Genomic DNA, 23,387 nt, shown 5'->3' on the forward strand with positions numbered 1-23,387 from the left:
GATGACGGGCTCGAACCGCCGACCCCCTCCGTGTAAAGGAGATGCTCTACCAACTGAGCTAATCGCCCAATCTCAATTCTTATCTACACTGCGAGTCTACCGAAGTAGATGGTGGGTGATGACGGGCTCGAACCGCCGACCCCCTCCGTGTAAAGGAGATGCTCTACCAACTGAGCTAATCACCCCCGCTGTGTGGAGTCGCATTATAGGGAGAGTTGAAAATGAGTCAACGCATTTTCTAAAGTTTTTATTCGTTCGTCGTAAAATTAGTCAAAACGATCGCAAAACGGACTGTGGTGCATGATTTCTAAACAAAAACAGCAATCTCGAACCGGATAAAGTGATCGACATTGAGGAATCGGCCCACAGTGATAGAATATTGCCCATTGTTTTCTTCCCAGGATTTGCCGATTACCGGCATCTTTATAACGTAAGGCCATTTCATGAAAATCAAAACTCGCTTCGCGCCGAGCCCGACAGGCTATCTGCATGTCGGTGGTGCACGTACTGCTCTCTACTCCTGGCTTTTCGCACGCCACAACAAAGGTGAGTTTGTGCTGCGTATTGAAGACACCGACCTGGAGCGCTCAACGCCGGAAGCAATTGAAGCCATTATGGATGGGATGAACTGGCTGAATCTGGAGTGGGACGAAGGCCCATACTTCCAGACCAAACGTTTTGACCGCTATAACGCCGTAATTGACGAGATGCTGGTCGCAGGCACGGCCTATAAGTGTTACTGCTCAAGGGAGCGTCTGGATGCGCTGCGCGAAGAGCAAATGGCAAAAGGCGAAAAACCGCGTTATGACGGTCGTTGCCGTCATGACCACAGCGAGCATGCTGCTGATGAGCCTTGCGTAGTGCGTTTTGCTAACCCGCAGGATGGCTCTGTTATCTTTGATGACCAGATCCGTGGCCCGATCGAATTCAGCAACCAGGAGCTGGATGACCTCATCATTCGTCGTACTGACGGCTCGCCAACCTATAACTTCTGCGTGGTTGTGGACGACTGGGATATGGAAATCACTCACGTGATCCGTGGTGAAGACCATATCAATAACACCCCGCGTCAGATCAACATTCTGAAAGCGCTGAACGCGCCTGTACCGGTGTATGCGCACGTATCGATGATCAACGGTGACGACGGTAAAAAGCTGTCCAAACGTCATGGCGCGGTGAGCGTGATGCAGTACCGTGATGACGGCTATCTGCCGGAAGCGCTACTGAACTATCTGGTGCGTCTGGGCTGGGCTCATGGTGACCAGGAGATCTTCAGCCGCGAAGAGATGATCGAGCTTTTCTCTCTGAACTCGGTAAGCAAATCAGCCAGCGCGTTCAACACTGACAAACTGCTGTGGCTGAACCATCACTACATCAATACCATGCAGCCAGAGTATGTGGCGACTTATCTGCAATGGCACATTGAGCAGGCAAACATCGATACCCGTACGGGCCCTGAACTGGCGGATCTGGTGAAGCTGCTTGGCGAGCGTTGCAAAACGCTGAAAGAGATCGCCGAGAGCTGCCGTTACTTCTATGAAGAGTTTGACGCGTTCGACGCCGACGCGGCCAAGAAACACCTGCGTCCGGTTGCGCGTCAGCCGCTGGAAGTGGTGCGAGATAAACTCGAAGCCATTACCGAATGGACTGCAGAAAATGTTCACCACGCGATTCAGGCAACCGCTGATGAGTTGGAAATTGGCATGGGTAAAGTCGGTATGCCGCTGCGCGTTGCGGTGACGGGGGCAGGCCAGTCTCCGGCGCTGGACGTGACCGTTCATGCCATTGGCAAATCACGTAGCGTTGCGCGTATCAACAAGGCGCTGGGCTTTATTGCTGAGCGCGAAAGCCAGCAGTAATGCTCGTGAAATACAAATAACGGCAGGGTAACCTGCCGTTTTTTATGTCTGTTATTCAGCAATACCAAGACGCGTGAGAAAACCCTGCAAACCTTCGCGAGCGAGCAGCTTGTGCAAACGTTCCTGTTCGACAGTGGTCATGCTTTCCAGCGAGTCGATAATTTGTGGAAGCAGGCTGGATGAGGTCGCCACGCCATAGAGTGAAGGGCTTTCTGCCACATGGTAAACAGCCCGACTGTTACGAATGGCGGGAAGGCTAATGATGTGCTCCTTAACGTGCGCATCAATACATATCACCCTCGCTCTTCCGCCTTTTACACCGTTGATACCCTCCGTTTTCCATCCTTTCTGTCGTATCCAGCGATTAACGGTTTGTCGGGCGACGCCCAGACTGTCCGCCAGCTCTTCCGTGGTCATTTTGCTGCGTAATCTTTTCATATTAGCGTTGGTCGCGAATCCCTAAGCGTTGTAACAATCCGGTAATCCCTTCCCGCAGTAACAGAGATGTCATCTGCTTTTGCTCATCCGGCGTCATTTCATTCGCCAGCGTCAGGAGCAGGGCGTGAAGCGAGCCTTCGTGGTACGCCTTTTCTGGCATTTCCGGCGACTCTGTTACCCTGCGTGCGCTGCGAATAAAGTCGCGCACTTTTTCATTGACGTGTACCAGACGCGCCTTGCCGCCCTGAACGCCTGGTTTTGGCGATGTAATCCAACCCTCTTTGCGTACCCATTTATTGATGGTCTGTCGGCTATAGCCAGTCAGCAGGGCTAACTCTTCTGGCGTCATTCGTTCCTTGATCATACAATTTCCTGAATATCTGTGGGGTTAATTAGTGGTTCATTTTATAGCACCGTTTTACGTGAAAACGTGACAAGCTTAACTCCTGGCTGCGAGCAGACTCGCAAAGTGATTCATTTGCATGATTTTTCGGCGGTTGAAAGGCTGAGGTTGAATTTGCCGTTGACACTGTGCGGCGGAATTCATATTATGCCGCCCGTCAACATGACAGCTTTACGATGGGGCTATAGCTCAGCTGGGAGAGCGCCTGCATGGCATGCAGGAGGTCAGCGGTTCGATCCCGCTTAGCTCCACCAAACTCTGAACCCAACAGAGTACGGTAGGTAAAGTAACATGTGGGGCTATAGCTCAGCTGGGAGAGCGCTTGCATGGCATGCAAGAGGTCAGCGGTTCGATCCCGCTTAGCTCCACCAAAATTTAAACCCTCGTCGTCAGACGGGGGTTTTTTATATCTTGTAAAATATTTAGACTGTTTTTGTTGCAATTAACGTCGTTTTCTATACCTCACCTCAATCCAAATCAATAATTAAGTCCATAAATAGACCTAAACTTGATTCATCCAATTAATAAACCTATTATCGATCCGGTCAATAAGACGATGGTTAAATAGATTACCCGGATTAATGAATAGAAAAATTTACAATAATGTAAAAATATTTATGATTGCCCTGGCGCTAAGCCTGATTGCGATCCCCTTTTCCCGTTATATCTCTCCGCGCGCTATCGTTAACGAAAATGATGTTTATTTAGCGTGGCTGCCCTTAAGCGCCATGCTCGCCATCGTGTTGTTATTTGGACGATGGGCAATCATTCCTTTGTTGCTAAGTTTTAGTGTTACTAATGCTTATTACTTTGATTTAGCCCCGCTACAATCTATCGTTTTATTATGTTGTCAGACGTTTTCCGTCTTCGCCGCCTGTGGCGTTATCCGTTTGATGCTGGGCAAGCGCTGGCGCCACAGCATGCCGAATAAGTACATTGGTATACGTATTTTATGGCTCGGATTTATGGTGCCTGTGGGCATCAAATTATCGATGTATCTGGCGGGGTATTTATTTGATTTCCCGGTAACAATCTCCTCCTATTTCGGCGAAGGCTCTGCAATTTATAACGTTATCGATATTCAGAGTCTGATTTGCGCCGCCCTGATTTTCACCATGATGTTCTATTATCCATTAAGAATGATTATTAATCCTCGCTATGCCCGAACATTCTGGCGGCGAAGCGTGAAGCCCCTCTTTTGCAACAAAAAAGCGTTATTTATCGTTGTGTGGCTGATGCTGTTGGTCTCAATGATCGCTATTTTATGCGCGCCTTTTGAGTCGCAGTTTATTGCGGGTTATTTGATGCCGACCGTTTTCATTCTTTTTACCCTGGGTATTGGTCGTTTGAGCTATGCGCTCATCTCTTTATTCTGGGCAGCCTCAGCGCTCATGTTGTTGACCTATAATTATAATTTTCTCAATGGCGTTGAATCGGGCCACTCGCTCTCCTTTATTCTGTCGGTACTCATCTCTTTCGCTATCTGCCTGCTTTACATGTCGCAGATCTATCAGAAAAGTGAATGGCTGAAACAGGGGTGGCAGGAGAGGGCGCTTACCGATCCGCTCACCGGTCTGCCTAACATTCGTGCGCTGGAAGTTTTTCTACAGCATCATCCTGAGGCCAAAGTCTGCTGCTTGCGTCTGGATAATCTGGAATTCCTGAGCCGTCACTACGGCATCCTCATGCGCGTGCACTGTAAAAAGATGATCACCGCGTCGCTGCAGCCGTTATTGCAAAAAGACGAGAAGCTCTTCCAGTTACCAGGCAGTGAACTGATGTTGGTCTTGCTGGGACCGGGCACGGCTGAACGTCTGCAATTTATGGTTGACCATCTGAACAGCCGTAAAATTATCTGGAACAAGACTGAGCTCGACATTGAGTTTGGTGCCTCCTGGGGGGAAGTGCCAAATGGAGAAAGCGTGCATCACACGCTGGGTCAGTTGAGCTGGCTGTCCGAGCAGTCCTGTTCCGGGCATAACGTCCTTGCGTTAACCAACAGTCTGGATGATGTTTCTGGTCATACGACTGACAGGGTGCTAATGCTGGCCCGTATAAAACGCGCCCTTGATATCGGTGGTCTCCATCTTTACGCGCAGCCAATTCACAACGCGCGCGGAGAAGGGTACTTTGAAATCCTTTCGCGTCTTGAAAGTGATGGTGAGATCATCACCCCTGACCGCTTTATTCCGCTGATTGCTCAGTTCAACCTGAGCCACCGATTCGACCTGAACGTGGTGGAAAAATTGCTGATGTGGATGCGCAGTCATCCATCCGGACGGGCCGGAACGCGGTTCTCCGTTAATCTGATGCCGCTGACGCTGATGCAGAACGAGATTGCAGCTGAGATCATCGCGCTTTTTGAACGCTACGCCGTTGCACCGCAAGATATCGTCATTGAGATCACCGAGGAACAGGCTTTCTCTGACTCGGGAAGCAGCATCAACAATATCCAGCAGCTGCGGGATTATGGCTTCCGCATTGCTATCGATGACTTTGGTACCGGCTATGCCAACTTTGAGCGCCTGAAGCGACTGGAGGCCGATATCATTAAGATCGATGGCTGCTTCGTGAAAGATATCTGCACCGACAGCATGGATGCGATGATCGTGCAGTCCATTTGCAACATGGCAAAAACGAAATCGCTTTGTGTGGTGGCTGAATATGTGGAATCGGCTGAACAACGCGAGATGTTGCTGCGATACGGCGTTGATTATTTGCAGGGCTATTTGATTGGTAAACCACTGCCCCTGACGGCGCTGGAGACATAAAAAAACCGGGAGCGATGGCTCCCGGTTTTCATTGAGCGGTATGGATTACAGCACCAATGCTGCGATAGAGGCAGACAGGACGCTCACCAGCGTTGAACCGTAAACCAGCTTCAGGCCAAAGCGAGAAACGACGTTACCTTGCTCTTCGTTCAGGCCTTTAATCGCACCAGCGATAATACCGATGGAAGAGAAGTTCGCGAAGGAGACCAGGAAGACGGACAGGATCCCTTCCGCACGCGGGGAGAGCGTGCTGGCAATCTTCTGAAGATCCATCATCGCCACGAATTCATTGGATACCAGTTTCGTTGCCATGATACTGCCCACCTGCAACGCTTCGTGAGCGGGCACACCCATTACCCAGGCGACCGGGTAGAAGATATAGCCCAGAATACCCTGGAACGAAATACCAAGTACGGCCGCAAACAGGGCGTTCAGCGCAGCGATCAGTGCGATAAAGCCAATCAGCATCGCGGCAACGATAATCGCAACCTTGAAACCCGCCAGAATGTATTCACCCAGCATTTCGAAGAAGCTCTGTCCCTCGTGCAGGTTTGACATCTGAATGTTCTCTTCGCTGGCATCCACGCGGTACGGGTTAATCAGCGAAAGAACAATAAAGGTGCTGAACATATTCAGAACCAGCGCTGCAACCACGTATTTAGGTTCCAGCATAGTCATATACGCGCCCACGATAGACATGGAAACGGTAGACATTGCTGTCGCCGCCATGGTGTACATGCGGTTACGGGACATCTTGCCGAGGATATCTTTATACGCAATGAAGTTCTCAGACTGACCCAGGATCAGCGAGCTGACTGCGTTAAAGGATTCCAGCTTGCCCATGCCATTAACTTTCGATAACAGGAAGCCGATTGCACGGATAACCACCGGCAGAACACGAATGTGCTGGAGGATCCCGATCAGGGCAGAGATGAAGACGATAGGGCAGAGCACTTTCAGGAAGAAGAAGGCCAAACCCTGATCGTTCATGTTGCCAAAGACAAAGTTAGTCCCGTCGTTGGCAAATCCGAGCAGTTTTTCGAACATTTCGGAGAAGCCTTTCACGAAGCCGAGGCCTACGTTGGAGTTCAGGAAGAACCACGCAAGTAAAACTTCAATGACCAGCAGCTGGACAACATAGCGAATACGAATATTTTTGCGGTCAGTGCTGACCAGCAATGCGAGTGCAGTAACGACAACGAGTGCCAGGACAAAATGAAGGACGCGGTCCATATTTGCTCCAAATATGAGGCAGGTTTAATTTCCGTGCACATTCTATGTAACAAGCACAAAGAAAACGAGATCAAGCCCACACTATAGTTACATCCTGTGACGAGTCTCAAAAATAGTGATCAACAATACATTTTTGTTATGTTAGGTAAATGAGTGAAAAGTTAAGTTTGTGTGCTACGCTTCACAAATGTCTGCGCATTTTCACATTCTGTGACCTTGCTCCACCTGCCTGTCCATTGTCCCTGGCTATCAGAGTAATCATGTTAACCATTACAAATGAACTTGATAATCATTCTCATTTTGATAGCATAAAACATAGCACAGGCTATATTTCCAGAGGCAGAAATGACGAATAGTCGCGTAGAGAGTAGCAGCGGCAGGGCGGCACGCAAGCTGCGGTTCGCATTAATGGGACCTGCATTCATTGCCGCGATTGGCTACATCGATCCGGGTAATTTTGCGACCAATATTCAGGCCGGGGCCAGTTTCGGCTATAAGCTGCTGTGGGTTGTGGTGTGGGCCAACCTGATGGCGATGCTGATTCAGATGCTTTCCGCGAAGTTGGGTATTGCCACCGGGAAAAACCTGGCGGAGCAAATCCGCGATCACTATCCGCGTCCGGCGGTATGGTTTTACTGGGTCCAGGCGGAAATTATCGCCATGGCCACCGATCTCGCCGAGTTTATCGGGGCGGCGATCGGCTTTAAGCTTATTCTGGGCGTCTCCCTGCTACAGGGCGCCGTGCTGACCGGTATCGCCACGTTCCTTATTTTGATGCTCCAGAGGCGGGGACAAAAACCGCTGGAGAAAGTCATCGGCGGCCTGCTGCTGTTCGTCGCTGCCGCCTATATTGTTGAGCTGATTTTCTCCCAGCCGAATCTGGTGCAGTTGACGAAAGGGATGGTGATCCCGTCGTTACCCACCTCTGAAGCCGTATTTCTGGCCGCCGGGGTGCTGGGGGCGACCATTATGCCGCACGTAATTTATCTGCACTCTTCTTTAACCCAAAATCTGCACGGCGGGACGAGTAAAGAGCGCTACTCCGCCTCGAAATGGGATGTGGCAATTGCGATGACCATTGCCGGATTTGTGAATCTGGCGATGATGGCGACTGCCGCCGCCGCGTTTCACTTTAACGGGCATACCGGGGTTGCCGATCTCGACCAGGCGTACCTGACGCTGGAGCCGTTGCTGAGCCATGCCGCTGCCACTATTTTTGGTTTAAGCCTGGTTGCTGCGGGACTTTCCTCTACGGTTGTGGGGACACTGGCCGGGCAGGTGGTGATGCAGGGGTTCGTACGTTTCCATATTCCACTGTGGGTTCGCCGTTCGGTAACGATGCTGCCTTCCTTTATTGTAATTCTGATGGGGCTGGATCCGACCCGCATTCTGGTGATGAGTCAGGTGCTGCTGAGTTTCGGTATTGCGCTGGCGCTGGTGCCGCTACTGATATTCACCAGCAACAAATCGCTGATGGGCGATCTGGTGAATTCGACGTGGGTGAAACGCGCCGGGTGGGCCATTGTGGTCGTGGTGGTGGCGTTAAACATGTGGTTGCTGATAGGCACAGCCGCAGGCCTGTAAAAGAAAAAGGAGCCGTGAGGCTCCTTTTTGCTGTTAATGGTGATGGCCGTGACCATGGCCTCTGCCTTTTCCGTGCCCCCTGCCGCCACGGCGGTCGTCACGATCGTTCCAGCCTTCGCGGTAGCCGCGCTCGTAGGCCTTACGCTTATCCCAGCCACGGTGATAGCCGTTATCGTGTTTCCACCAGCGGTTTTTACGCCACTCATAATGTCGGTGCCAGTAGTCACGGTCGCGCCAGTAGCCACCGTCCCAGTATCTGCCGTAGTCATCACGATCGCCAATTTGTAATTTAATCGATGGCAACAGGGTGATTTCGCCCGCATTGGCGACCAGCGGGGCCGAAGCCAGTAGTACCGCTGCAAGAATCAGTGACCTGAACATACTCTTCTCCTTCACGATCGGGGCCGCTGTGCGACCTGTTAACGCAATTTTACGAGTTGGTAAACATTCGTTTCATCGCCTCAACTCCTAAATCATGAACGAGAGCACTTTTTGCTAAAAGTGTTTTTAATCTGAACTGGACAGGATCGCTTCTATCGTCTTCAGCTCTTCTGCGGAGAAATGACGATTTTCAAGCATGCCTGCAGCATCTTCAATTTGTCCGGTTTTGCTTGCGCCGATGAGCACTGATGTCACCGCATCGTGGCGCAGGATCCAGGCCAGTGCCATTTGCGAAAGCTTTTGCCCCCGTTTTTCCGCCAGCGCATTCAGCTTGCGTACCTTTTCCAGCTTTTTGTCGGTGATCTGGTCCGGATTAAGGAACTTACTGCCGCTTGCTGCGCGAGAATCCGCCGGGATGCCGTTCAGATAGCGATCGGTCAACTGTCCGCCCGCCAGGGGAGAGAAGGGGATACATCCCACCCCTTTTTGCTGCAACACGTCCAGCAACCCCTCTTCAGGCGCACGTTCAAACATGGAGTACTTCGGCTGGTGGATTAGACAGGGCGTACCCAGATCCTCCAGTATTTCAATCGCCTGCCGCGCCAGTTCTGCCGGGTAGTTGGACAGGCCGATGTACAGCGCTTTGCCCTGGCGCACCACATGGTCAAGCGCTTTCATCGTTTCACGTAGCGGCGTTTGTGGATCGGGGCGGTGGTGATAGAAGATATCAACGTACTCCAGCCCCATACGCCTGAGGCTCTGGTCCAGGCTGGAAATCAGATATTTACGCGAGCCCCAGTCGCCGTAAGGCCCGTCCCACATGGTGTAGCCCGCTTTGGTGGAGATGATTAGCTCATCGCGCCAGGGCAGGAAATCCTCCTGCAGGATGCGTCCGAAGTTGCGTTCGGCTGAACCAGGAGGTGGGCCGTAATTATTGGCAAGGTCAAAATGAGTAATACCCAAATCGAAGGCGCGCTGTAAAAGTTGACGGCTGTTTTCGAGCAGCGTCGCGTCGCCAAAATTATGCCAAAGCCCCAGCGAGATGGCGGGAAGCTTGAGGCCGCTTTGTCCACAGCGGCGATATTGCATTGTCTGGTAACGATTTTTGTCAGGTTGATAACCCATGAGCGAGACCTCTGGCGCTGGAAAGAAAAATCAGTGTATGCGTTTACACTAACCTGAAGAAAATGAGCATAGCTCAGCTTTTTTTGTAAAGCATTCTTTCCAGCCCCTGATTGTCGCCAATTCTGGACACCCTTCACGCTTATTTAATACTCAGAGTGAGGTCAACGTCAGAAGGACACCTATAATATGCGTACCCCCTATTGCGTCGCCGATTACCTGCTGGACCGACTAACAGATTGCGGTGCCGATCATCTGTTTGGCGTGCCGGGCGACTATAACCTGCAGTTTCTCGACCATGTGATAGACAGCCCGGACATCTGCTGGGTGGGCTGTGCCAACGAGCTGAACGCGTCTTACGCCGCAGACGGCTATGCCCGCTGTAAGGGATTTGCCGCACTCCTGACGACTTTCGGCGTTGGGGAGTTAAGCGCCATGAACGGTGTGGCGGGCAGCTTTGCCGAACATGTCCCCGTGCTCCATATTGTGGGGGCTCCGGGTATGGCGGCGCAGCAGCGAGGAGAGTTACTGCACCACACCTTAGGCGACGGCGAGTTCCGCCATTTCTACCACATGAGCGAACCCATCACCGTTGCACAGGCGGTGCTTACCGAACAAAACGCCTGCTATGAAATTGACAGAGTCCTGACCACCATGCTGCGGGAGCGCCGTCCGGGCTACCTGATGCTGCCCGCCGATGTGGCGAAAAAAGCCGCTACGCCCCCTGTAAGCGCTCTCACTCTTAACTCCGCACCGGCCGATTCAGCCTGCATGCAAGCGTTCCGTGAGGCTGCCGAAAAGCGTTTGTCAACGAGCAAACGCACCGCGCTGTTAGCGGACTTCCTGGTGCTGCGCCACGGTTTGCGCGCGGCCCTTCAGACGTGGGTGAAAGAGGTGCCGATGGCACACGCCACCATGCTGATGGGCAAGGGCATTTTTGACGAACGACAGAGCGGTTTTTATGGCACCTACAGCGGATCGGCGAGCGCCGCGGCGGTCAAAGAGGCAATCGAGGGGGCTGATACGGTGCTGTGCATTGGCACGCGCTTTACCGATACGCTCACAGCCGGGTTTACCCACCAGCTGACGCCAGATCAGACGATAGAGGTTCAGCCCCACGCGTCCCGCGTCGGCGACGTCTGGTTTACGGGTATCCCGATGAGGGAGGCCATTGAAACGCTGACAGCGCTGTGTAAAACGCATGTGTGTGATACGCGAGCTCCATCTGATCACAGCTCTTCTTTCCCCACTATCGAAGGGGCGCTGACTCAGGAGAGCTTCTGGCGTACCCTGCAAACGTTTATTCGCCCCGGAGACATTATTCTGGCCGACCAGGGGACGTCTGCTTTCGGCGCTATCGATTTGCGTTTACCGGCAGACGTGAACTTTATCGTCCAGCCGCTTTGGGGATCGATCGGCTACACGCTCGCGGCGGCGTTTGGCGCGCAAACAGCGTGTCCGAACCGACGCGTGATTGTCCTGACGGGTGACGGTGCCGCGCAGTTGACCATTCAGGAGCTGGGATCGATGCTGCGCGACAAGCAGCGCCCGATTATTCTGGTGCTTAACAACGAGGGATACACGGTTGAGAGAGCCATCCACGGGCCGGAGCAGCGCTATAACGATATTGCCCTCTGGAACTGGACGCAGATCCCGCAGGCGCTGAGCCTGGCGCCAGAGGCAGAATGCTGGCGCGTCAGCGAAGCGGAAACACTGGCGGAGGTGCTGGATAAAGTAGCACACCACGAGCGACTATCGCTGATCGAGGTGATGCTGCCGAAAGCCGATATTCCGCCGCTGCTGAGCGCGCTGACCAAAGCGCTGGAGGCGCGCAATAACGCCTGATTACCTGTCGTTTCGCCATGCCATCAACATCGGTTTGCCCGCCAGCAGGAGCCAGGCGGGCAACATCACGATACAAAGGAGCGGCAGAAGCGTGGTATCCGGCACCACAACGGCCGCCATAAACAGACTCAGCCATGCATCGCGCGTTACCACCAGTACCAGCCCCAGAATGGAGCAGGAGACGGTAATCGCCGCAGGGACAGCGTCGACGTGCTCATGCAGCATCAGCCCCAGCGCGACGCCAACAAATACCGCCGGGAAGATCCGTCCTCCCCGGAAACCACAGGCCGCAGCGATCACCAGCGCCGCCAGTTTTACCAGCGCGAACAGCAGATAATCGGAGACGCCAAAAACCTGGCTGAAGGCCAGCTGCTGCATCTCGTCCAGACCCTTAAACAGCGTAACCGTCCCGCCGATAGCGCCTAAAACGCCCAGAATAAAACCGCCCATACCCAGAATCAGCACCGGATGCTTCAGCCTGTGCATCAGACGATGCAGGCGCGGAAGACACCACACTGCGATCATTCCCAGCGCAATGGCTATCGCGACGACGACGGCACCGCTGACAATATCGGTGAGTTGCATCTGGCCATAGTGGGGGATGGGGAGTGAAAAATGAGGATGGAAAAACAGGCTGGTCGTGAGGGCCCCTGCTGCGGCGGCCATCAATGGCGCAAAGAGTTTATCCCACAGCGGCACATCATTGTCGCTGCTGAGCGTTTGCGAAAAGATGAGCGCAGCCGCTATTGGGGTACCAAACAGTGCCCCGATGGTACCGGCGGAAGCCAGAATCGTCCAGTCCAGCGCGCCAACGCGCGGGAAAAGACGCGCTCCCAGAAAGACCGCCAGCGCGATATTAACCGCCATAATGGGATGTTCAGGCCCGAGGCTTACGCCGCCCGCAAGACCGATAATCAGCGCGATAACAAGCCCCGGCAGAGCCGAGGGAGATACTGGCGCACCAATCAAGGGTTCCAGTGCCGGGTCCGGCCCGGCATGGCCCGGGCTATAGCGGATCACCAGACCTACGGCAATTCCGGTCAGGGTCAGCATCATCATGATCCACCCTGGCGAGTCAGTGCTGATGCCAAGTTTAACCGGCAGCGCGGTCCATAAAATCGTTTGCAGCACTGCCGCTACTTTCATGACGACGATGAGCACCAGGCTCGACGCTACGCCAATAATTAGCGCCGGGACAGCCAATAACAGCATGGTTCTGGCTCGCGGATGGAGCATGATGATTTCCTTGTACAAAACGGCTTAACGTTACTTTGCACAATCAGCATTGTGGCAATAGTGCAAAAGGTGCTGAAACGGTAAAGTTATTATGTGACGAAGATCGATAATCCATGGGCAGTCACCTTCTGGTCGTTGTTGTTATCACGCCTTGAATTTACAGTGTCCCAAAGATTTATTCTGACTTTAGCGGAGCAGTAGAAGAATGACAAAGTATGCTTTGGTAGGTGATGTAGGCGGCACCAACGCGCGCCTTGCCCTGTGCGATGTAAACAGCGGTGAAATTTCTCAGGCGAAAACCTATTCAGGGCTGGATTACCCAAGCCTGGAAGCGGTAGTTCGCGTCTATCTTGAAGAGCATAAAGTGAGCGTTGAAGACGGTTGTATCGCCATCGCCTGTCCGATCACTGGCGACTGGGTGGCGATGACCAACCACACGTGGGCCTTTTCAATTGCCGAAATGCGGAAAAACCTCGGCTTCTCGCACCTTGAAATTATCAACGATTTCACTGCGGTTTCCATGGCTATCCCAATGCTTAAACCTGAGCATCTGATTCAGTTCGGCGGTACGGCCCCGGTTGAAGGCAAACCCATTGCTGTTTACGGCGCCGGAACCGGTCTGGGGGTGGCGCACCTGGTTCACGTCGACAAACGCTGGGTCAGCCTGCCGGGTGAGGGCGGTCACGTGGATTTTGCGCCGAACAGCGAAGAAGAGGGCATTATTCTTGAGGAGCTACGCGCCGAAATTGGTCACGTGTCGGCCGAGCGCGTGCTTTCTGGCCCGGGTCTGGTGAACCTGTATCGGGCGATTGTAAAATCAGACGGACGTCTGCCGGAAAATCTGCAGCCTAAAGATGTGACCGAACGCGCGCTGGCCGACAGCTGTATTGACTGCCGTCGTGCTTTGTCGTTGTTCTGCGTCATTATGGGGCGTTTCGGCGGCAACCTGGCCCTGAATCTCGGCACCTTTGGCGGGGTCTATATTGCGGGCGGGATCGTGCCGCGCTTCCTCGATTTCTTTACCGCCTCCGGTTTCCGTGGTGGCTTTGAAGACAAAGGCCGCTTCAAAAGTTACGTGCAGGACATTCCGGTTTACCTGATTGTCCACGACAATCCGGGCTTGCTTGGCTCCGGGGCGCATCTGCGTCAGGTACTTGGCCAGATCCTCTGACATCCGTCTCCCTCTCCTGCGGGAGAGGGAACGCGCTACAGGTGCATGAGCTGGCGGAACGCTTTCACTCTGCTGCGGCTTACCGGCACCTGAAAATCCAGATCCTTCAGCCGCAAAATATAGGTGTTATTAAACCAGGGTTCGATCTCGCGGATCTTGTTCAGGTTGACGCAGAACGAGCGGTGGCAGCGGAAGAAGTGCGCTGCCGGGAGTTTGTTGCAAAATTCGGTGATGTTCATCGCCATTACGTAGGCCTCACGCCGCGTATAGACAAACGTCATTTTTTCGTGCGCTTCAGCATAGTAAATATCGTCGACAGGCGTGACGATGATCCGTTCGTCCTTGACCAGATTAATGGTGTCGTTTTCCCGCGCTACCGGATTGGCACTGGCGGGCAGCGACTGCTGCTGCCATGCGGCTTCCAGCTTATGCAGCATGCTGATAATACGCGACTCCTGATACGGCTTGAGAATATAGTCAAACGCCTCCAGCTCGAAGGCTTCCACGGCATGCTCTTTCCACGCGGTGACAAACACAATAAACGGCTTGTGGGCGAACTGATTGATATTTTGCGCCAGCAGAACGCCGTCCAGAGACGGAATATTAATATCGAGAAAAATCGCGTCGACCCGGTTATGCTGCAAAAATTTCAGCACGTCCAGGCCATCCTCAAAACAGCCAACAATCTCCATCTGGCTGTGGGTTTTGATAAGCCAGCTCAACTCCTGCTGAGCCAGAATTTCATCTTCTACGATGATGACTTTCATCTGTTACTCCGGCCTACGGCAACAAGGATATGGGGGCATTAACGGGCGTTCGTTCGTTCGGAACATAAAAAGCAATCTCGGTGCCCGGCTCAAGGCGGTGAATGTGCAGCCCGTCACCGTACAGCAGCTTGACCCGGTGGTGCACGTTCAGCAGTCCGATTTTATTTCCCGGCATTTCGTTTGATTCGACGCGCTCGATCACTTTTGGATCGATGCCGTGTCCGGTATCGCGCACGGCGATTCGCACGCGGTTACCGCTTTCCGTCACGCTAATCGTGACCACGCCTTTTCCTTTACACGGCTGAATGCCGTGAACAATGGCGTTTTCCACCAGCGGCTGGATCAGCAGGCTTGGGATCACGCAGTTGACCTCTTCATCAATATCGTAAATGACCGTCAGCTTATCGCCAAAGCGTGCCTGCTCAATCGCGATGTAATCCTTGATTTGATACAGCTCTTTTTTGATGTCGATCTGCTCGTCGTCTTTTAACTCAATGTTGTAGCGCAGATAGCGCGACAGATTAAAAATCAGCTGCCGCGCGGTATCCGGATTAAGACGAATGGAAGAGGAGATAGCGTTCAGCGCGTTAAACAGGAAATGGGGATTGATCTTGCTTTGCAGGGCACGCAGCTCTGCCTTATTTGCCATCTCGCGCAACTGCTCCGCACGCGAAACTTCGAGTTGGGTGGAGATAATCTGCGACAGGCCAATCGCCATCTCCTGGAGCGAGGAGGTGATTTGGTGCGCATGGCAGTAGTAAATTTTCAGCGTCCCCGTGACCACGCCTTTTTCCCACAGCGGGATCACCAGCATTGAGTGGATCTCTGGCGTCCGGTGGGCTTCATCATTGTTTTTAATGATGATTTTTCCGTAGTTAATCGCCTGTCTGGTGGTCGGGCTGATGGTATCGTCGCTGTCGCGATAATTGTGCTCACCGACGCCAACATAGGCCAGCACGTGGTCAATATTGGTGATGGCGACCGCATCGGCGTGAATATCCCGGCGGATGATATCGCAAACCTGACGTAAAGATTCGGTGTTAACGTGTCGGAAAAGCGGCAGCGTTTTGTTGGCAATATCCAGTGCCAGCTTCGCCTGACGCGCGGCGCTGGCCTCTTTTTCGCCTTCCACGCTTTGCACCAGCAGCACGATAAAGCCTATACAGACGCTCCCGAGGATCATCGGAATACCGATCTTCGAGACGATATCCAGCCCCAGCGCAGTGGTCGGTGCCCAGACGACGACCAGGATCATGGTCAGCGTTTCGCAGACCATCCCCGCGATTATACCCGCACGCCAGTGCTGTTTTTTTGGGATTTTGCGGTTAATCCAGCCGGAGAGTACCCCGGCAATAATGCTGGTGATAAAGCAGGGGACTGCCGTCACGCCGCCAATATCAATCAGGTATCGATGTGTGCCGGCGATAATGCCTGTGATAATCCCGACCCAGGGACCAAAGAGGATCCCGCCCGACATGACGGCGATGATGCGCACGTTCACCAGCGAGCCTTCTACCGGCACGCCGGACCAGGTGCTGAACAGGGCAAACATCGAAAAGATAAACGTAACGGCCAGCAGCTCTTTTGGCGAGTGGGCAGATTTATGCAACAGTTCGCGAAACAAGCGGATGCGGATAAGGAAAAAGAGACAGATCAGCATTAATGCCGCGCGGTCGAACACCGCCAGGAGCATATTGAAGATTTCGTGCACGGTCAGGCCTGGGAAAACGGGAAAAATCTATGATAGAAAACATAGGGCCAGATGACCAGCTATCCATCAGATTTATCAAATGGGGAAAAACCATAATTCTCAAAGGGGATTGCTGGCTTTTGACTGAAAGTCGCTGCTTTTTCGTTTGGGGAGAAGCGTCAGGTAACGATACTGAAAATATTGTGTTAAATCGCAGCGCTTAAAACTGCCTGTTCACGATAAGAGTTCCGCTTTTCACTGCAATCGCATTCCCGTTTTAGCGCAATATATTGTTTTGCCGTTATCCCCTCGACAGCGTCTTTTTCTTCAGGTTATTTTCTAAGCATGCCACACGGGTGGCAGCGTCGCTCGGACGGTCCGGGCGCTAACGTGACTCTGAGGAATCTATGGCTGAATTCAGTCCTGAACGCCGTTTTACGCGTATCGATCGTCTCCCCCCTTATGTTTTCAACATCACTGCTGAACTGAAAATGGCTGCGCGTCGGCGCGGTGAAGACATTATCGATTTCAGTATGGGTAACCCTGACGGCCCAACGCCGCCGCATATCGTTGAGAAACTCTGCACAGTTGCCCAGCGTCCCGATACCCATGGGTATTCAACCTCACGCGGCATTCCACGCTTGCGTCGGGCGATCTCCCGCTGGTATCAGGATCGTTATCAGGTGGATATCGACCCTGAAAGCGAAGCGATTGTGACCATTGGCTCCAAAGAGGGGCTGGCCCACCTGATGCTGGCGACGCTCGATCACGGCGATACCGTCCTGGTGCCGAATCCGAGCTACCCAATTCATATTTATGGGGCGGTGATTGCTGGCGCGCAGGTGCGTTCTGTCCCACTGGTGGAAGGCGTCGACTTCTTCAACGAGCTGGAACGGGCGATTCGTGAAAGCTATCCGAAGCCGAAAATGATGATCCTCGGTTTCCCGTCCAACCCAACGGCACAATGCGTCGAACTCGAATTCTTTGAGAAAGTGGTCGCGCTGGCTAAGCGTTACGACGTGCTGGTGGTACACGATCTCGCCTATGCTGATATCGTTTATGATGGCTGGAAAGCGCCGTCAATTATGCAGGTACCGGGTGCCCGTGATGTGGCGGTTGAGTTTTTCACCCTGTCGAAAAGCTACAACATGGCGGGCTGGCGAATTGGATTTATGGTGGGAAACAAAACGCTGGTGAGCGCCCTGGCGCGTATTAAAAGTTACCATGACTATGGTACGTTTACGCCATTGCAGGTCGCGGCCATCGCGGCGCTGGAAGGGGATCAGCAGTGCGTGCTTGATATTGCCGCCCAGTACAAGCGCCGCCGTGATGTGCTGGTAAAAGGGCTTCACGAAGCGGGCTGGATGGTTGAAATGCCTAAAGCTTCCATGTACGTCTGGGCGAAAATCCCCGAGCCGTATGCGGCGATGGGATCTCTGGAATTTGCCAAAAAACTGCTTCAGGACGCGAAGGTTTGCGTTTCTCCAGGCATTGGCTTTGGTGACTACGGTGACACGCATGTGCGTTTCGCGCTGATCGAAAACAGCGACCGTATCCGTCAGGCTGTGCGGGGGATTAAAAGCATGTTCCGCGCGGATGGCCTGCTCGCAGTGAAGAGCGTCGTGGAACAACCCGAGTCGTAACGGACACCAAAAAAACAGGCGCCAACGGCGCCTGTTTTTTTGACTGCATTTTCTTAACTAGATCATCAGAGCAAACGTTCCGGCCCAAACTAAAACAATAACCGAAATGCCCATAAAGAAATATTTCACGTTTCATCGCTCCGCGTATCTTCCGGTACGCATTAAAAAAACAGAGTCCAACTGAGTATAGAGAGTTGAAATCAGGCGAAAGGGGAAATCGGAATTATCCCGTTACGTCGCTAACTTCAGCTCTGAATTCTGTGCTTTCCTGTCGCCAGACGGCGCTAATGTACGCCTAAATTTCAGGAGTGACAAGAGGCATTTTTTCAAATAATTTCCGATACTTACGGGTGTCGTGGAACGGCGACAGTTTGATTTCGGTACGCAATAAATGCCTGTTGAGCGACGGTCGAAAAAAGCCGTTACGCACTGCGATTACAGGTGCTTGAAAAGGTTAGTTTCTTAGCGAAACTAACCTTCGAAAGGGGTTAGATATAAAGTGAGGCTTCGCCCAGAGGGCGGGTTTTAAAGCGGCGGTGCATCCACAGATACTGCTCAGGTGCTCGCATAATCTCAAACTCAATCACCTTATTGATAAAGGTCGCGGCTTCACTCTCATCCTCAGGATAGTTCGCCATCTCCGGTGAGATATGCAGACGATAGCCTGACTTATCCGCTTTTCTGACCATGGTCACCGTTAACATCGAGGCGCCAGAGAGACGTGAAATCACAAAGGTACCGTTCGTCGTAGCGACATCTTTAACCGCAAAGAAAGGGGCAAAGCTGCTGCCTTTAGGGCCGTAGTCCTGGTCCGGGGCAAACCAGACGGCTTCACCTTTTTTCAGGGCGCCAACCATACCGCGCAGATTGTTACGGCTGATCATCGCCTTATTTGAACGCATGCGGCCCCGCGTTTGTACCCATTCCATCAGTGCGCTGTTATGCGGGCGATAGGTTGCCATCATCGGCTGACAAAGACCCATAACGCGGCCGCCCAGCTCAAGCGACATAAAATGCACACCCACAACCATCACGCCGCGTTTTTGCATCTGGGCATGTTTGAGGTTATCCAGACCTTCAACGTCAAACCATTTACGGACACGCTCGTCTGGCCAGAACCAGGCCATACCGGTTTCAAGCAGCGCCATACCGATAGATTTAAAGTTTTCAGCGATCAGCGTTTCACGCTGCTGCGCGTTGTAATGCGGAAAGCAAAGTTCAAGATTTTTTCGGGCAATGGACTCGCGACGCTTAAGAAAGTGACGCGATGCGCTGCCGAGCTTCGAACCCAGGAAGCGAATCACGGGATAAGGAAGCTGGACCAGCAGCCAAAGTACGCCAAGGCCGAACCATGTAAACCAGTAGCGCGGGTGCAGAAACGCCCGCTGAAATTTGGATTGAGACAAAATAGTGGAACCTTTGTAAAGCCTGTGAAGGTAGCGCAGACTTCGCGATACCACGTGCCATTGAGACCGTAGGACGAGGTCATGGTTGCAGGCTTTACCGTTCTTTACGACGTTGCCTGGCCATTGCTGACTTGGGTGGGCGGCTTAATGTAGCACCGTTATACAATATGAGCTATTACTCGTTTTTGCTTAAAAAAGCGGCAATTGCAAAGCGGATTGATAAATCAGGCATTATAGGGGGAAATTAAAAGTGTCCCCTGCAGGAATCGAACCTGCAACTAGCCCTTAGGAGGGGCTCGTTATATCCATTTAACTAAGAGGACGTAGAAATAACTGATTTTTAAGTGTTCGTCTTGTGTTGCATGTTATCCCAATAGTCCACGCAGCTTCAAGCTTTTAGTCTCTTTTATTTCCTGTTCGTTCATGTCTGTACGCAAAGAAAATCATTTGGTTCACTTGCCATTGCGTACAGATTGAGTACAGAATGCTGAAAATCAGTGTGTACAGGATACAGAGCCGTGGCCCTCAGTGATACCAAACTACGCAGCATCAATGACAAGCCATACAACGGCGCGCCAGAAGTAACAGATGGCGACGGTCTCAGCGTGCGTATAACCCCTACCGGAACGATTACGTTTCAGTTTCGGTACCGATGGAACGGTAAACCTGTTCGCCTTTCTATTGGACGCTATCCAGCTACCTCTCTGAAAGAAGCGCGCGTAATAGTCGGCGAGATGCGCGAATTGTACCTCAAGGGGCTAAACCCTAAAAATTATTTTGCCAAAGAGGATGGCGAGCTGACGCTGAAAGAGTGTCTCGATCAGTGGTGGAACAAGTATGTTGAAACCCTGAAGCCTAATACACAGACTTTATACAAGTCAGTTGTGTACAACACTATGTACACAGAATTCCCGGATGCCCCCGTCGTCAACATCCCTGTTTCAGCATGGGTTAGGTTTTTCGATAAGCAGGAAAAGAAAAACGGCAAAAAGGCCAGGGTACTTCTCCTGCAGCTGCGATCAGTAATGAACTGGTGTATCAGCCGACAACTCATACCTTCGTGCGAGGTTCTGAAGCTCAGCGTTAAGACGATAGGAAAGAAGCCGGATGTTGGTAACAGGGTTTTAACCTATACCGAACTGGCAAAAATATGGCTCGCGCTGGAAAACAACAAGATCGTTACTTCCAACAAGGTGCTTCACCAACTGTTGTTGTTGTGGGGAGCCAGATTGTCAGAACTTCGCCTGGCTACTAACAGTGAATTCAATATGGACGATCTTATTTGGACTACTCCAGCTGAGCATTCAAAAATGGGGAATGTTATTCGTCGTCCTGTTTTTGAGCAGGTAAAGCCTTTTGTAGAGAGGCTTTTAAATTCGGGTAACACCGTCCTGTTCCCTGGCCAGGAACTGGATAAGGCAATAGATCGTTCGTCAGCAAATCTCTACATGAAAAAACTAAGGGATAAAATTGATATACCTGAATGGAGAACGCACGATTTCAGGCGCTCACTGGTAACGAATTTGTCAGGGGAGGGAGTTATGCCCCATGTCACCGAAAAGATGCTGGGGCATGAACTGGGTGGTGTGATGGCCGTGTACAACAAACACGACTGGCTGGTGGAGCAGAAAGAGGCTTATGAAATGTATGCCGATAAAATATTCTGGCATGTTAAACAGCTCGGTTGACGCCGCCCTCTTCAATCCATTTCATAACTGCTTTACGGCTGTAGCGTGACGGATATGTGAGAACAGGATTGGGGAAACCACGTTCTTTGCGTAAGCGCCAAACAGCAGTTTTTTTCTTTTTGAGCAGGTCGAATACTTCCTGCTCCTCCATAAAATCAGTAGTAGTCATAAATACCTCATCAAAAATTACCGTTAAAAACACACGTACCACACCCGCCGCGAGCGCCTTCAGTGCAGACATCGCAGCGATCTACTTTTTTGATTTTACCGTCTCCTCCTGCTGCATTGCTCCCTGCATGGCGGCGTGGCAGGCGTCTTCAATATGATTTCTAATACGTTTCCGGCATTCGTCCTGATTATCTGCGTAAGTAGACATTATTCCATCAACGGCAAGACTTATAGCCTCATCAGGAACTACCGGCGCTGGCGGGGCGGAGTAAAAATACTCGTCCTCAATTCCCTCAACGGGTTTTGAGAAGCCGATAAAATTACCGTAATGCCAAGGATAAGGGCCGTATGGCTCAACGGTCACACGACGCCAGCGGTGAATCGCAGGCTCCGTTTCGAGCGATGCCAGCGCGATACGCGCCAGCTTCAGTACCACCTTGGCAGTTATTTTTTCACTGAAGTGCTCTCGTGCTTTCTTTTCCGACCACACGACAGGCCACAGGACTTCTTTCGCAGCTGCTTCGATTTGCTGTAACTGCTCTTTGGTGAACTCTTTGGTAATAGTGCTCATTGGGCTTTGTCCTTCACCAGTTTTTCCCATTTTTCGCGCAGCTCTTTTCGGGCCTCAGCTTCATGATCTGGCGGGTACGAAAATCCGGCGCGCATACCCGAACAGCCATTCGAGCAACGAATTTCTGCCGATCCCCAGTTCATTCCCCGACTACGAACCTTCAAAGAGGGTGACATACCGCAATTAGGACAGCGTGGTAAGTGATAATTTTCCACGATGGGCCTCTTACTCATTGGCAATGATGATCATCGGTTTACCTCACGCACTGCTGTTTTATTGGCGCGAAGCATTTCTTTAGAGCGACCTGAAATCACCGTTTTCATGAGGAAGAAACCACGGCGATCCGCAATGACTCCAGGAGTACACATCAAAATCGTATCAACAACCCGAACGTGTCGGCGAAACTCGAATACGGTGCTGGTGATTATGATTTTTGCAGTGGGCCCCATGTCTTGGTATTCAATTTTCATGCTATTACCCTCGCGATCAGCTTTACAGTCCCGATGAAACAGTAGAATCCAGCAGTTAACCCAATCCCTGTTAAGAGAGAAAAGAACAGGGACCACATCATCAGTTCGGATATTTTTTTCATGGTGCAGCCTCGTCAGTTTCGTGACGAAACTCCCGAAGAATAGATGTGATTTCGGCTTGTATTGCTGGTGGAATTTCAATGGTTAGCCCTTCCCCGGAATCCTTTGTACAAGAGGAAATAAGTTCAAGGAACTTCCTGGCTTTTCCAGCATTAAACTGAGGGCTAGCTATGCTCTTGGTAACTTTTTTCTTTCCAGCTGCCTCGGCTTTTTTCATCAGACGTGAAGCTTCACGATCTGCGTAAACACCATGCTCACGAGATATACCGATTGCGATTGCGTAATTCATTGAGCCGTCACGAACGAGCTTTTTGATATACGGTGTGCATTCGTGAAGCTGGAGGTGCTGAAGAATATCTGACTCAGAGCGTTTAACTTTTGACGCTATCTCTGAAGGGCTCCACCCCTGATTTTGAAGGCGATGATAAGCTGCGCCTCGTTCAAGTGGAGTCAATGCCAGCCCCTGAGAACTGGTCACCATGAAGGCGATTTTGTCAGCCTCACTGCCTACAAAATCTTTGCACTCAAGACGAACAATATCGTGCCCCATTGCGATAGCAGCCAACGCGCCATGATAACGGTGGTGGCCGTCGATCACTTTCACCCCGCGCTCAGTAACTTCTACGGCAAGCGGCGGTATATATTCCCCGGCAATAAAGGCATCGCGGAATTCTTCTACATGCGCCTGGTTAAGTTCACGAACGTTGTAGCCTTCCTCGGCATAAATTTTATCTACTGGTACGTTGTAAGTTTTTCGGGTGGTTAATCCGGCGTCTTTATCGTTATAGAGCTGGCCTAAGCTTGGCATATGATCACCTTCT

The 23,387-nt window shown here is 51.9% G+C and carries 21 protein-coding genes and 4 tRNA genes; 9 read left to right on the plus strand and 16 right to left on the minus strand.

The window, feature by feature from the left end:
- Positions 1-109: 109 nt before the first annotated feature.
- A tRNA-Val gene (locus SK51_RS10840) sits at positions 110-185 on the minus strand.
- Positions 186-443: 258 nt separating this feature from the next.
- Between SK51_RS10840 and gltX the strand changes: the two genes are divergently transcribed.
- On the plus strand, positions 444-1,859 hold the full coding sequence (gene gltX / locus SK51_RS10845) for a glutamate--tRNA ligase (RefSeq protein ID WP_022648938.1): 1,416 nt from the start codon (positions 444-446) through the stop codon (positions 1,857-1,859).
- 51 nt (positions 1,860-1,910) lie between these two features.
- Here gltX and SK51_RS10850 read toward each other — a convergent pair whose 3' ends face one another.
- Positions 1,911-2,297: a YfeC-like transcriptional regulator gene (locus SK51_RS10850; protein ID WP_032671363.1), complete on the minus strand. Its 387-nt coding sequence runs from the start codon at positions 2,295-2,297 to the stop codon at positions 1,911-1,913.
- Position 2,298: 1 nt separating this feature from the next.
- Positions 2,299-2,661 (minus strand): YfeC-like transcriptional regulator, encoded by a 363-nt coding sequence (locus SK51_RS10855; RefSeq protein WP_022648936.1) that lies wholly within the window; start codon positions 2,659-2,661, stop codon positions 2,299-2,301.
- Between the two features lie 217 nt (positions 2,662-2,878).
- On the opposite strand from SK51_RS10855, the gene SK51_RS10860 reads away from it, so the two are divergent.
- The 3 genes from SK51_RS10860 (at position 2,879) to SK51_RS10870 (ending at position 5,471) form a co-directional block, all read left to right on the plus strand.
- Positions 2,879-2,954: transfer RNA gene (locus tag SK51_RS10860), tRNA-Ala, on the plus strand.
- 41 nt (positions 2,955-2,995) lie between these two features.
- Positions 2,996-3,071: transfer RNA gene (locus SK51_RS10865), tRNA-Ala, on the plus strand.
- 210 nt (positions 3,072-3,281) lie between these two features.
- Entirely contained in the window at positions 3,282-5,471 is a 2,190-nt protein-coding gene (locus tag SK51_RS10870; RefSeq protein ID WP_023306662.1) for an EAL domain-containing protein, read from the plus strand.
- 45 nt (positions 5,472-5,516) lie between these two features.
- On the opposite strand, the gene nupC is transcribed toward SK51_RS10870, so the two are convergent.
- Positions 5,517-6,704 (minus strand): nucleoside permease NupC, encoded by a 1,188-nt coding sequence (gene nupC / locus SK51_RS10875; RefSeq protein WP_022648934.1) that lies wholly within the window; start codon positions 6,702-6,704, stop codon positions 5,517-5,519.
- Between the two features lie 345 nt (positions 6,705-7,049).
- On the opposite strand from nupC, the gene SK51_RS10880 reads away from it, so the two are divergent.
- Positions 7,050-8,288, plus strand: coding sequence for an Nramp family divalent metal transporter (locus SK51_RS10880; protein ID WP_023300656.1), 1,239 nt, complete (start codon positions 7,050-7,052; stop codon positions 8,286-8,288).
- Positions 8,289-8,321: 33 nt separating this feature from the next.
- On the opposite strand, the gene ypeC is transcribed toward SK51_RS10880, so the two are convergent.
- Together ypeC and mgrA are read right to left on the minus strand one after the other, a co-directional pair.
- Positions 8,322-8,669 (minus strand): DUF2502 domain-containing protein YpeC, encoded by a 348-nt coding sequence (gene ypeC / locus SK51_RS10885; RefSeq protein WP_022648932.1) that lies wholly within the window; start codon positions 8,667-8,669, stop codon positions 8,322-8,324.
- A 126-nt stretch (positions 8,670-8,795) separates the two neighbouring features.
- Positions 8,796-9,794, minus strand: a complete 999-nt coding sequence (gene mgrA / locus SK51_RS10890; protein WP_023306661.1) for an L-glyceraldehyde 3-phosphate reductase — start codon at positions 9,792-9,794, stop codon at positions 8,796-8,798.
- Between the two features lie 186 nt (positions 9,795-9,980).
- Between mgrA and ipdC the strand changes: the two genes are divergently transcribed.
- Complete coding sequence (gene ipdC, locus SK51_RS10895; RefSeq protein WP_023306660.1) at positions 9,981-11,636, plus strand: indolepyruvate decarboxylase; 1,656 nt, start codon at positions 9,981-9,983, stop codon at positions 11,634-11,636.
- On the opposite strand, the gene SK51_RS10900 is transcribed toward ipdC, so the two are convergent.
- A complete protein-coding gene (locus tag SK51_RS10900) occupies positions 11,637-12,872 on the minus strand; it encodes an ion channel protein (RefSeq protein ID WP_022648929.1) in 1,236 nt (411 codons plus the stop codon).
- A gap of 205 nt (positions 12,873-13,077) precedes the next feature.
- On the opposite strand from SK51_RS10900, the gene glk reads away from it, so the two are divergent.
- Positions 13,078-14,043: a glucokinase gene (gene glk, locus SK51_RS10905; RefSeq protein WP_022648928.1), complete on the plus strand. Its 966-nt coding sequence runs from the start codon at positions 13,078-13,080 to the stop codon at positions 14,041-14,043.
- A gap of 35 nt (positions 14,044-14,078) precedes the next feature.
- Here the strand turns inward: glk and SK51_RS10910 are convergent, their stop codons facing one another.
- Entirely contained in the window at positions 14,079-14,810 is a 732-nt protein-coding gene (locus tag SK51_RS10910; RefSeq protein ID WP_023306659.1) for a LytR/AlgR family response regulator transcription factor, read from the minus strand.
- Between the two features lie 13 nt (positions 14,811-14,823).
- Positions 14,824-16,521, minus strand: coding sequence for a sensor histidine kinase (locus SK51_RS10915; protein ID WP_022648926.1), 1,698 nt, complete (start codon positions 16,519-16,521; stop codon positions 14,824-14,826).
- A 386-nt stretch (positions 16,522-16,907) separates the two neighbouring features.
- Between SK51_RS10915 and alaC the strand changes: the two genes are divergently transcribed.
- Positions 16,908-18,143, plus strand: a complete 1,236-nt coding sequence (gene alaC, locus SK51_RS10920; RefSeq protein WP_023300650.1) for an alanine transaminase — start codon at positions 16,908-16,910, stop codon at positions 18,141-18,143.
- A gap of 57 nt (positions 18,144-18,200) precedes the next feature.
- Here alaC and ypdK read toward each other — a convergent pair whose 3' ends face one another.
- From ypdK to SK51_RS10935, 3 genes are all read right to left on the minus strand, one after another.
- Positions 18,201-18,272, minus strand: coding sequence for a membrane protein YpdK (gene ypdK, locus SK51_RS25220; RefSeq protein ID WP_099458937.1), 72 nt, complete (start codon positions 18,270-18,272; stop codon positions 18,201-18,203).
- A 359-nt stretch (positions 18,273-18,631) separates the two neighbouring features.
- Positions 18,632-19,552, minus strand: coding sequence for a kdo(2)-lipid IV(A) palmitoleoyltransferase (gene lpxP, locus SK51_RS10930; protein ID WP_168713920.1), 921 nt, complete (start codon positions 19,550-19,552; stop codon positions 18,632-18,634).
- A gap of 248 nt (positions 19,553-19,800) precedes the next feature.
- Positions 19,801-19,872, minus strand: a tRNA-Arg gene (locus SK51_RS10935).
- A gap of 195 nt (positions 19,873-20,067) precedes the next feature.
- On the opposite strand from SK51_RS10935, the gene SK51_RS10940 reads away from it, so the two are divergent.
- Positions 20,068-21,237, plus strand: coding sequence for a tyrosine-type recombinase/integrase (locus tag SK51_RS10940; protein ID WP_048206672.1), 1,170 nt, complete (start codon positions 20,068-20,070; stop codon positions 21,235-21,237).
- Here SK51_RS10940 and SK51_RS10945 read toward each other — a convergent pair.
- From SK51_RS10945 to SK51_RS10965, 4 genes are all read right to left on the minus strand, one after another.
- Positions 21,221-21,406 carry a DNA-binding protein gene (locus tag SK51_RS10945; RefSeq protein WP_165298120.1) on the minus strand — a complete coding sequence of 62 codons (186 nt, stop codon included), beginning with the start codon at positions 21,404-21,406 and terminating at the stop codon, positions 21,221-21,223. The genes SK51_RS10940 and SK51_RS10945 overlap by 17 nt on opposite strands.
- 81 nt (positions 21,407-21,487) lie before the next feature.
- Positions 21,488-21,976: a hypothetical protein gene (locus SK51_RS10950; protein ID WP_048206673.1), complete on the minus strand. Its 489-nt coding sequence runs from the start codon at positions 21,974-21,976 to the stop codon at positions 21,488-21,490.
- Between the two features lie 245 nt (positions 21,977-22,221).
- Positions 22,222-22,446 carry a hypothetical protein gene (locus SK51_RS10955; RefSeq protein ID WP_048206674.1) on the minus strand — a complete coding sequence of 75 codons (225 nt, stop codon included), beginning with the start codon at positions 22,444-22,446 and terminating at the stop codon, positions 22,222-22,224.
- Positions 22,447-22,564: 118 nt separating this feature from the next.
- A complete protein-coding gene (locus SK51_RS10965; RefSeq protein WP_048206678.1) occupies positions 22,565-23,374 on the minus strand; it encodes a ParB/RepB/Spo0J family partition protein in 810 nt (269 codons plus the stop codon).
- Between the last annotated feature and the right edge of the window lie 13 nt (positions 23,375-23,387).

The sequence above is a fragment of the Enterobacter sp. MGH85 genome (assembly GCF_001037655.1).
GTDB lineage: Bacteria > Pseudomonadota > Gammaproteobacteria > Enterobacterales > Enterobacteriaceae > Enterobacter > Enterobacter intestinihominis.

Excerpts from the sequence above, each read along its gene's own strand:
- SK51_RS10850 (WP_032671363.1), bottom strand. The coding sequence starts at position 2,297 with ATGAAAAGATTACGCAGCAAAATGACCACGGAAGAGCTGGCGGACAGT.
- gltX (WP_022648938.1), top strand. The coding sequence starts at position 444 with ATGAAAATCAAAACTCGCTTCGCGCCGAGCCCGACAGGCTATCTGCAT.
- glk (WP_022648928.1), top strand. The coding sequence starts at position 13,078 with ATGACAAAGTATGCTTTGGTAGGTGATGTAGGCGGCACCAACGCGCGC.
- SK51_RS10955 (WP_048206674.1), bottom strand. The coding sequence starts at position 22,446 with ATGAAAATTGAATACCAAGACATGGGGCCCACTGCAAAAATCATAATC.
- SK51_RS10870 (WP_023306662.1), top strand. The coding sequence starts at position 3,282 with ATGAATAGAAAAATTTACAATAATGTAAAAATATTTATGATTGCCCTG.
- ypeC (WP_022648932.1), bottom strand. The coding sequence starts at position 8,669 with ATGTTCAGGTCACTGATTCTTGCAGCGGTACTACTGGCTTCGGCCCCG.
- SK51_RS10910 (WP_023306659.1), bottom strand. The coding sequence starts at position 14,810 with ATGAAAGTCATCATCGTAGAAGATGAAATTCTGGCTCAGCAGGAGTTG.
- nupC (WP_022648934.1), bottom strand. The coding sequence starts at position 6,704 with ATGGACCGCGTCCTTCATTTTGTCCTGGCACTCGTTGTCGTTACTGCA.
- SK51_RS10880 (WP_023300656.1), top strand. The coding sequence starts at position 7,050 with ATGACGAATAGTCGCGTAGAGAGTAGCAGCGGCAGGGCGGCACGCAAG.
- SK51_RS10965 (WP_048206678.1), bottom strand. The coding sequence starts at position 23,374 with ATGCCAAGCTTAGGCCAGCTCTATAACGATAAAGACGCCGGATTAACC.
- mgrA (WP_023306661.1), bottom strand. The coding sequence starts at position 9,794 with ATGGGTTATCAACCTGACAAAAATCGTTACCAGACAATGCAATATCGC.
- SK51_RS10900 (WP_022648929.1), bottom strand. The coding sequence starts at position 12,872 with ATGCTCCATCCGCGAGCCAGAACCATGCTGTTATTGGCTGTCCCGGCG.
- SK51_RS10950 (WP_048206673.1), bottom strand. The coding sequence starts at position 21,976 with ATGAGCACTATTACCAAAGAGTTCACCAAAGAGCAGTTACAGCAAATC.
- SK51_RS10855 (WP_022648936.1), bottom strand. The coding sequence starts at position 2,661 with ATGATCAAGGAACGAATGACGCCAGAAGAGTTAGCCCTGCTGACTGGC.
- SK51_RS10945 (WP_165298120.1), bottom strand. The coding sequence starts at position 21,406 with ATGACTACTACTGATTTTATGGAGGAGCAGGAAGTATTCGACCTGCTC.
- alaC (WP_023300650.1), top strand. The coding sequence starts at position 16,908 with ATGGCTGAATTCAGTCCTGAACGCCGTTTTACGCGTATCGATCGTCTC.
- ipdC (WP_023306660.1), top strand. The coding sequence starts at position 9,981 with ATGCGTACCCCCTATTGCGTCGCCGATTACCTGCTGGACCGACTAACA.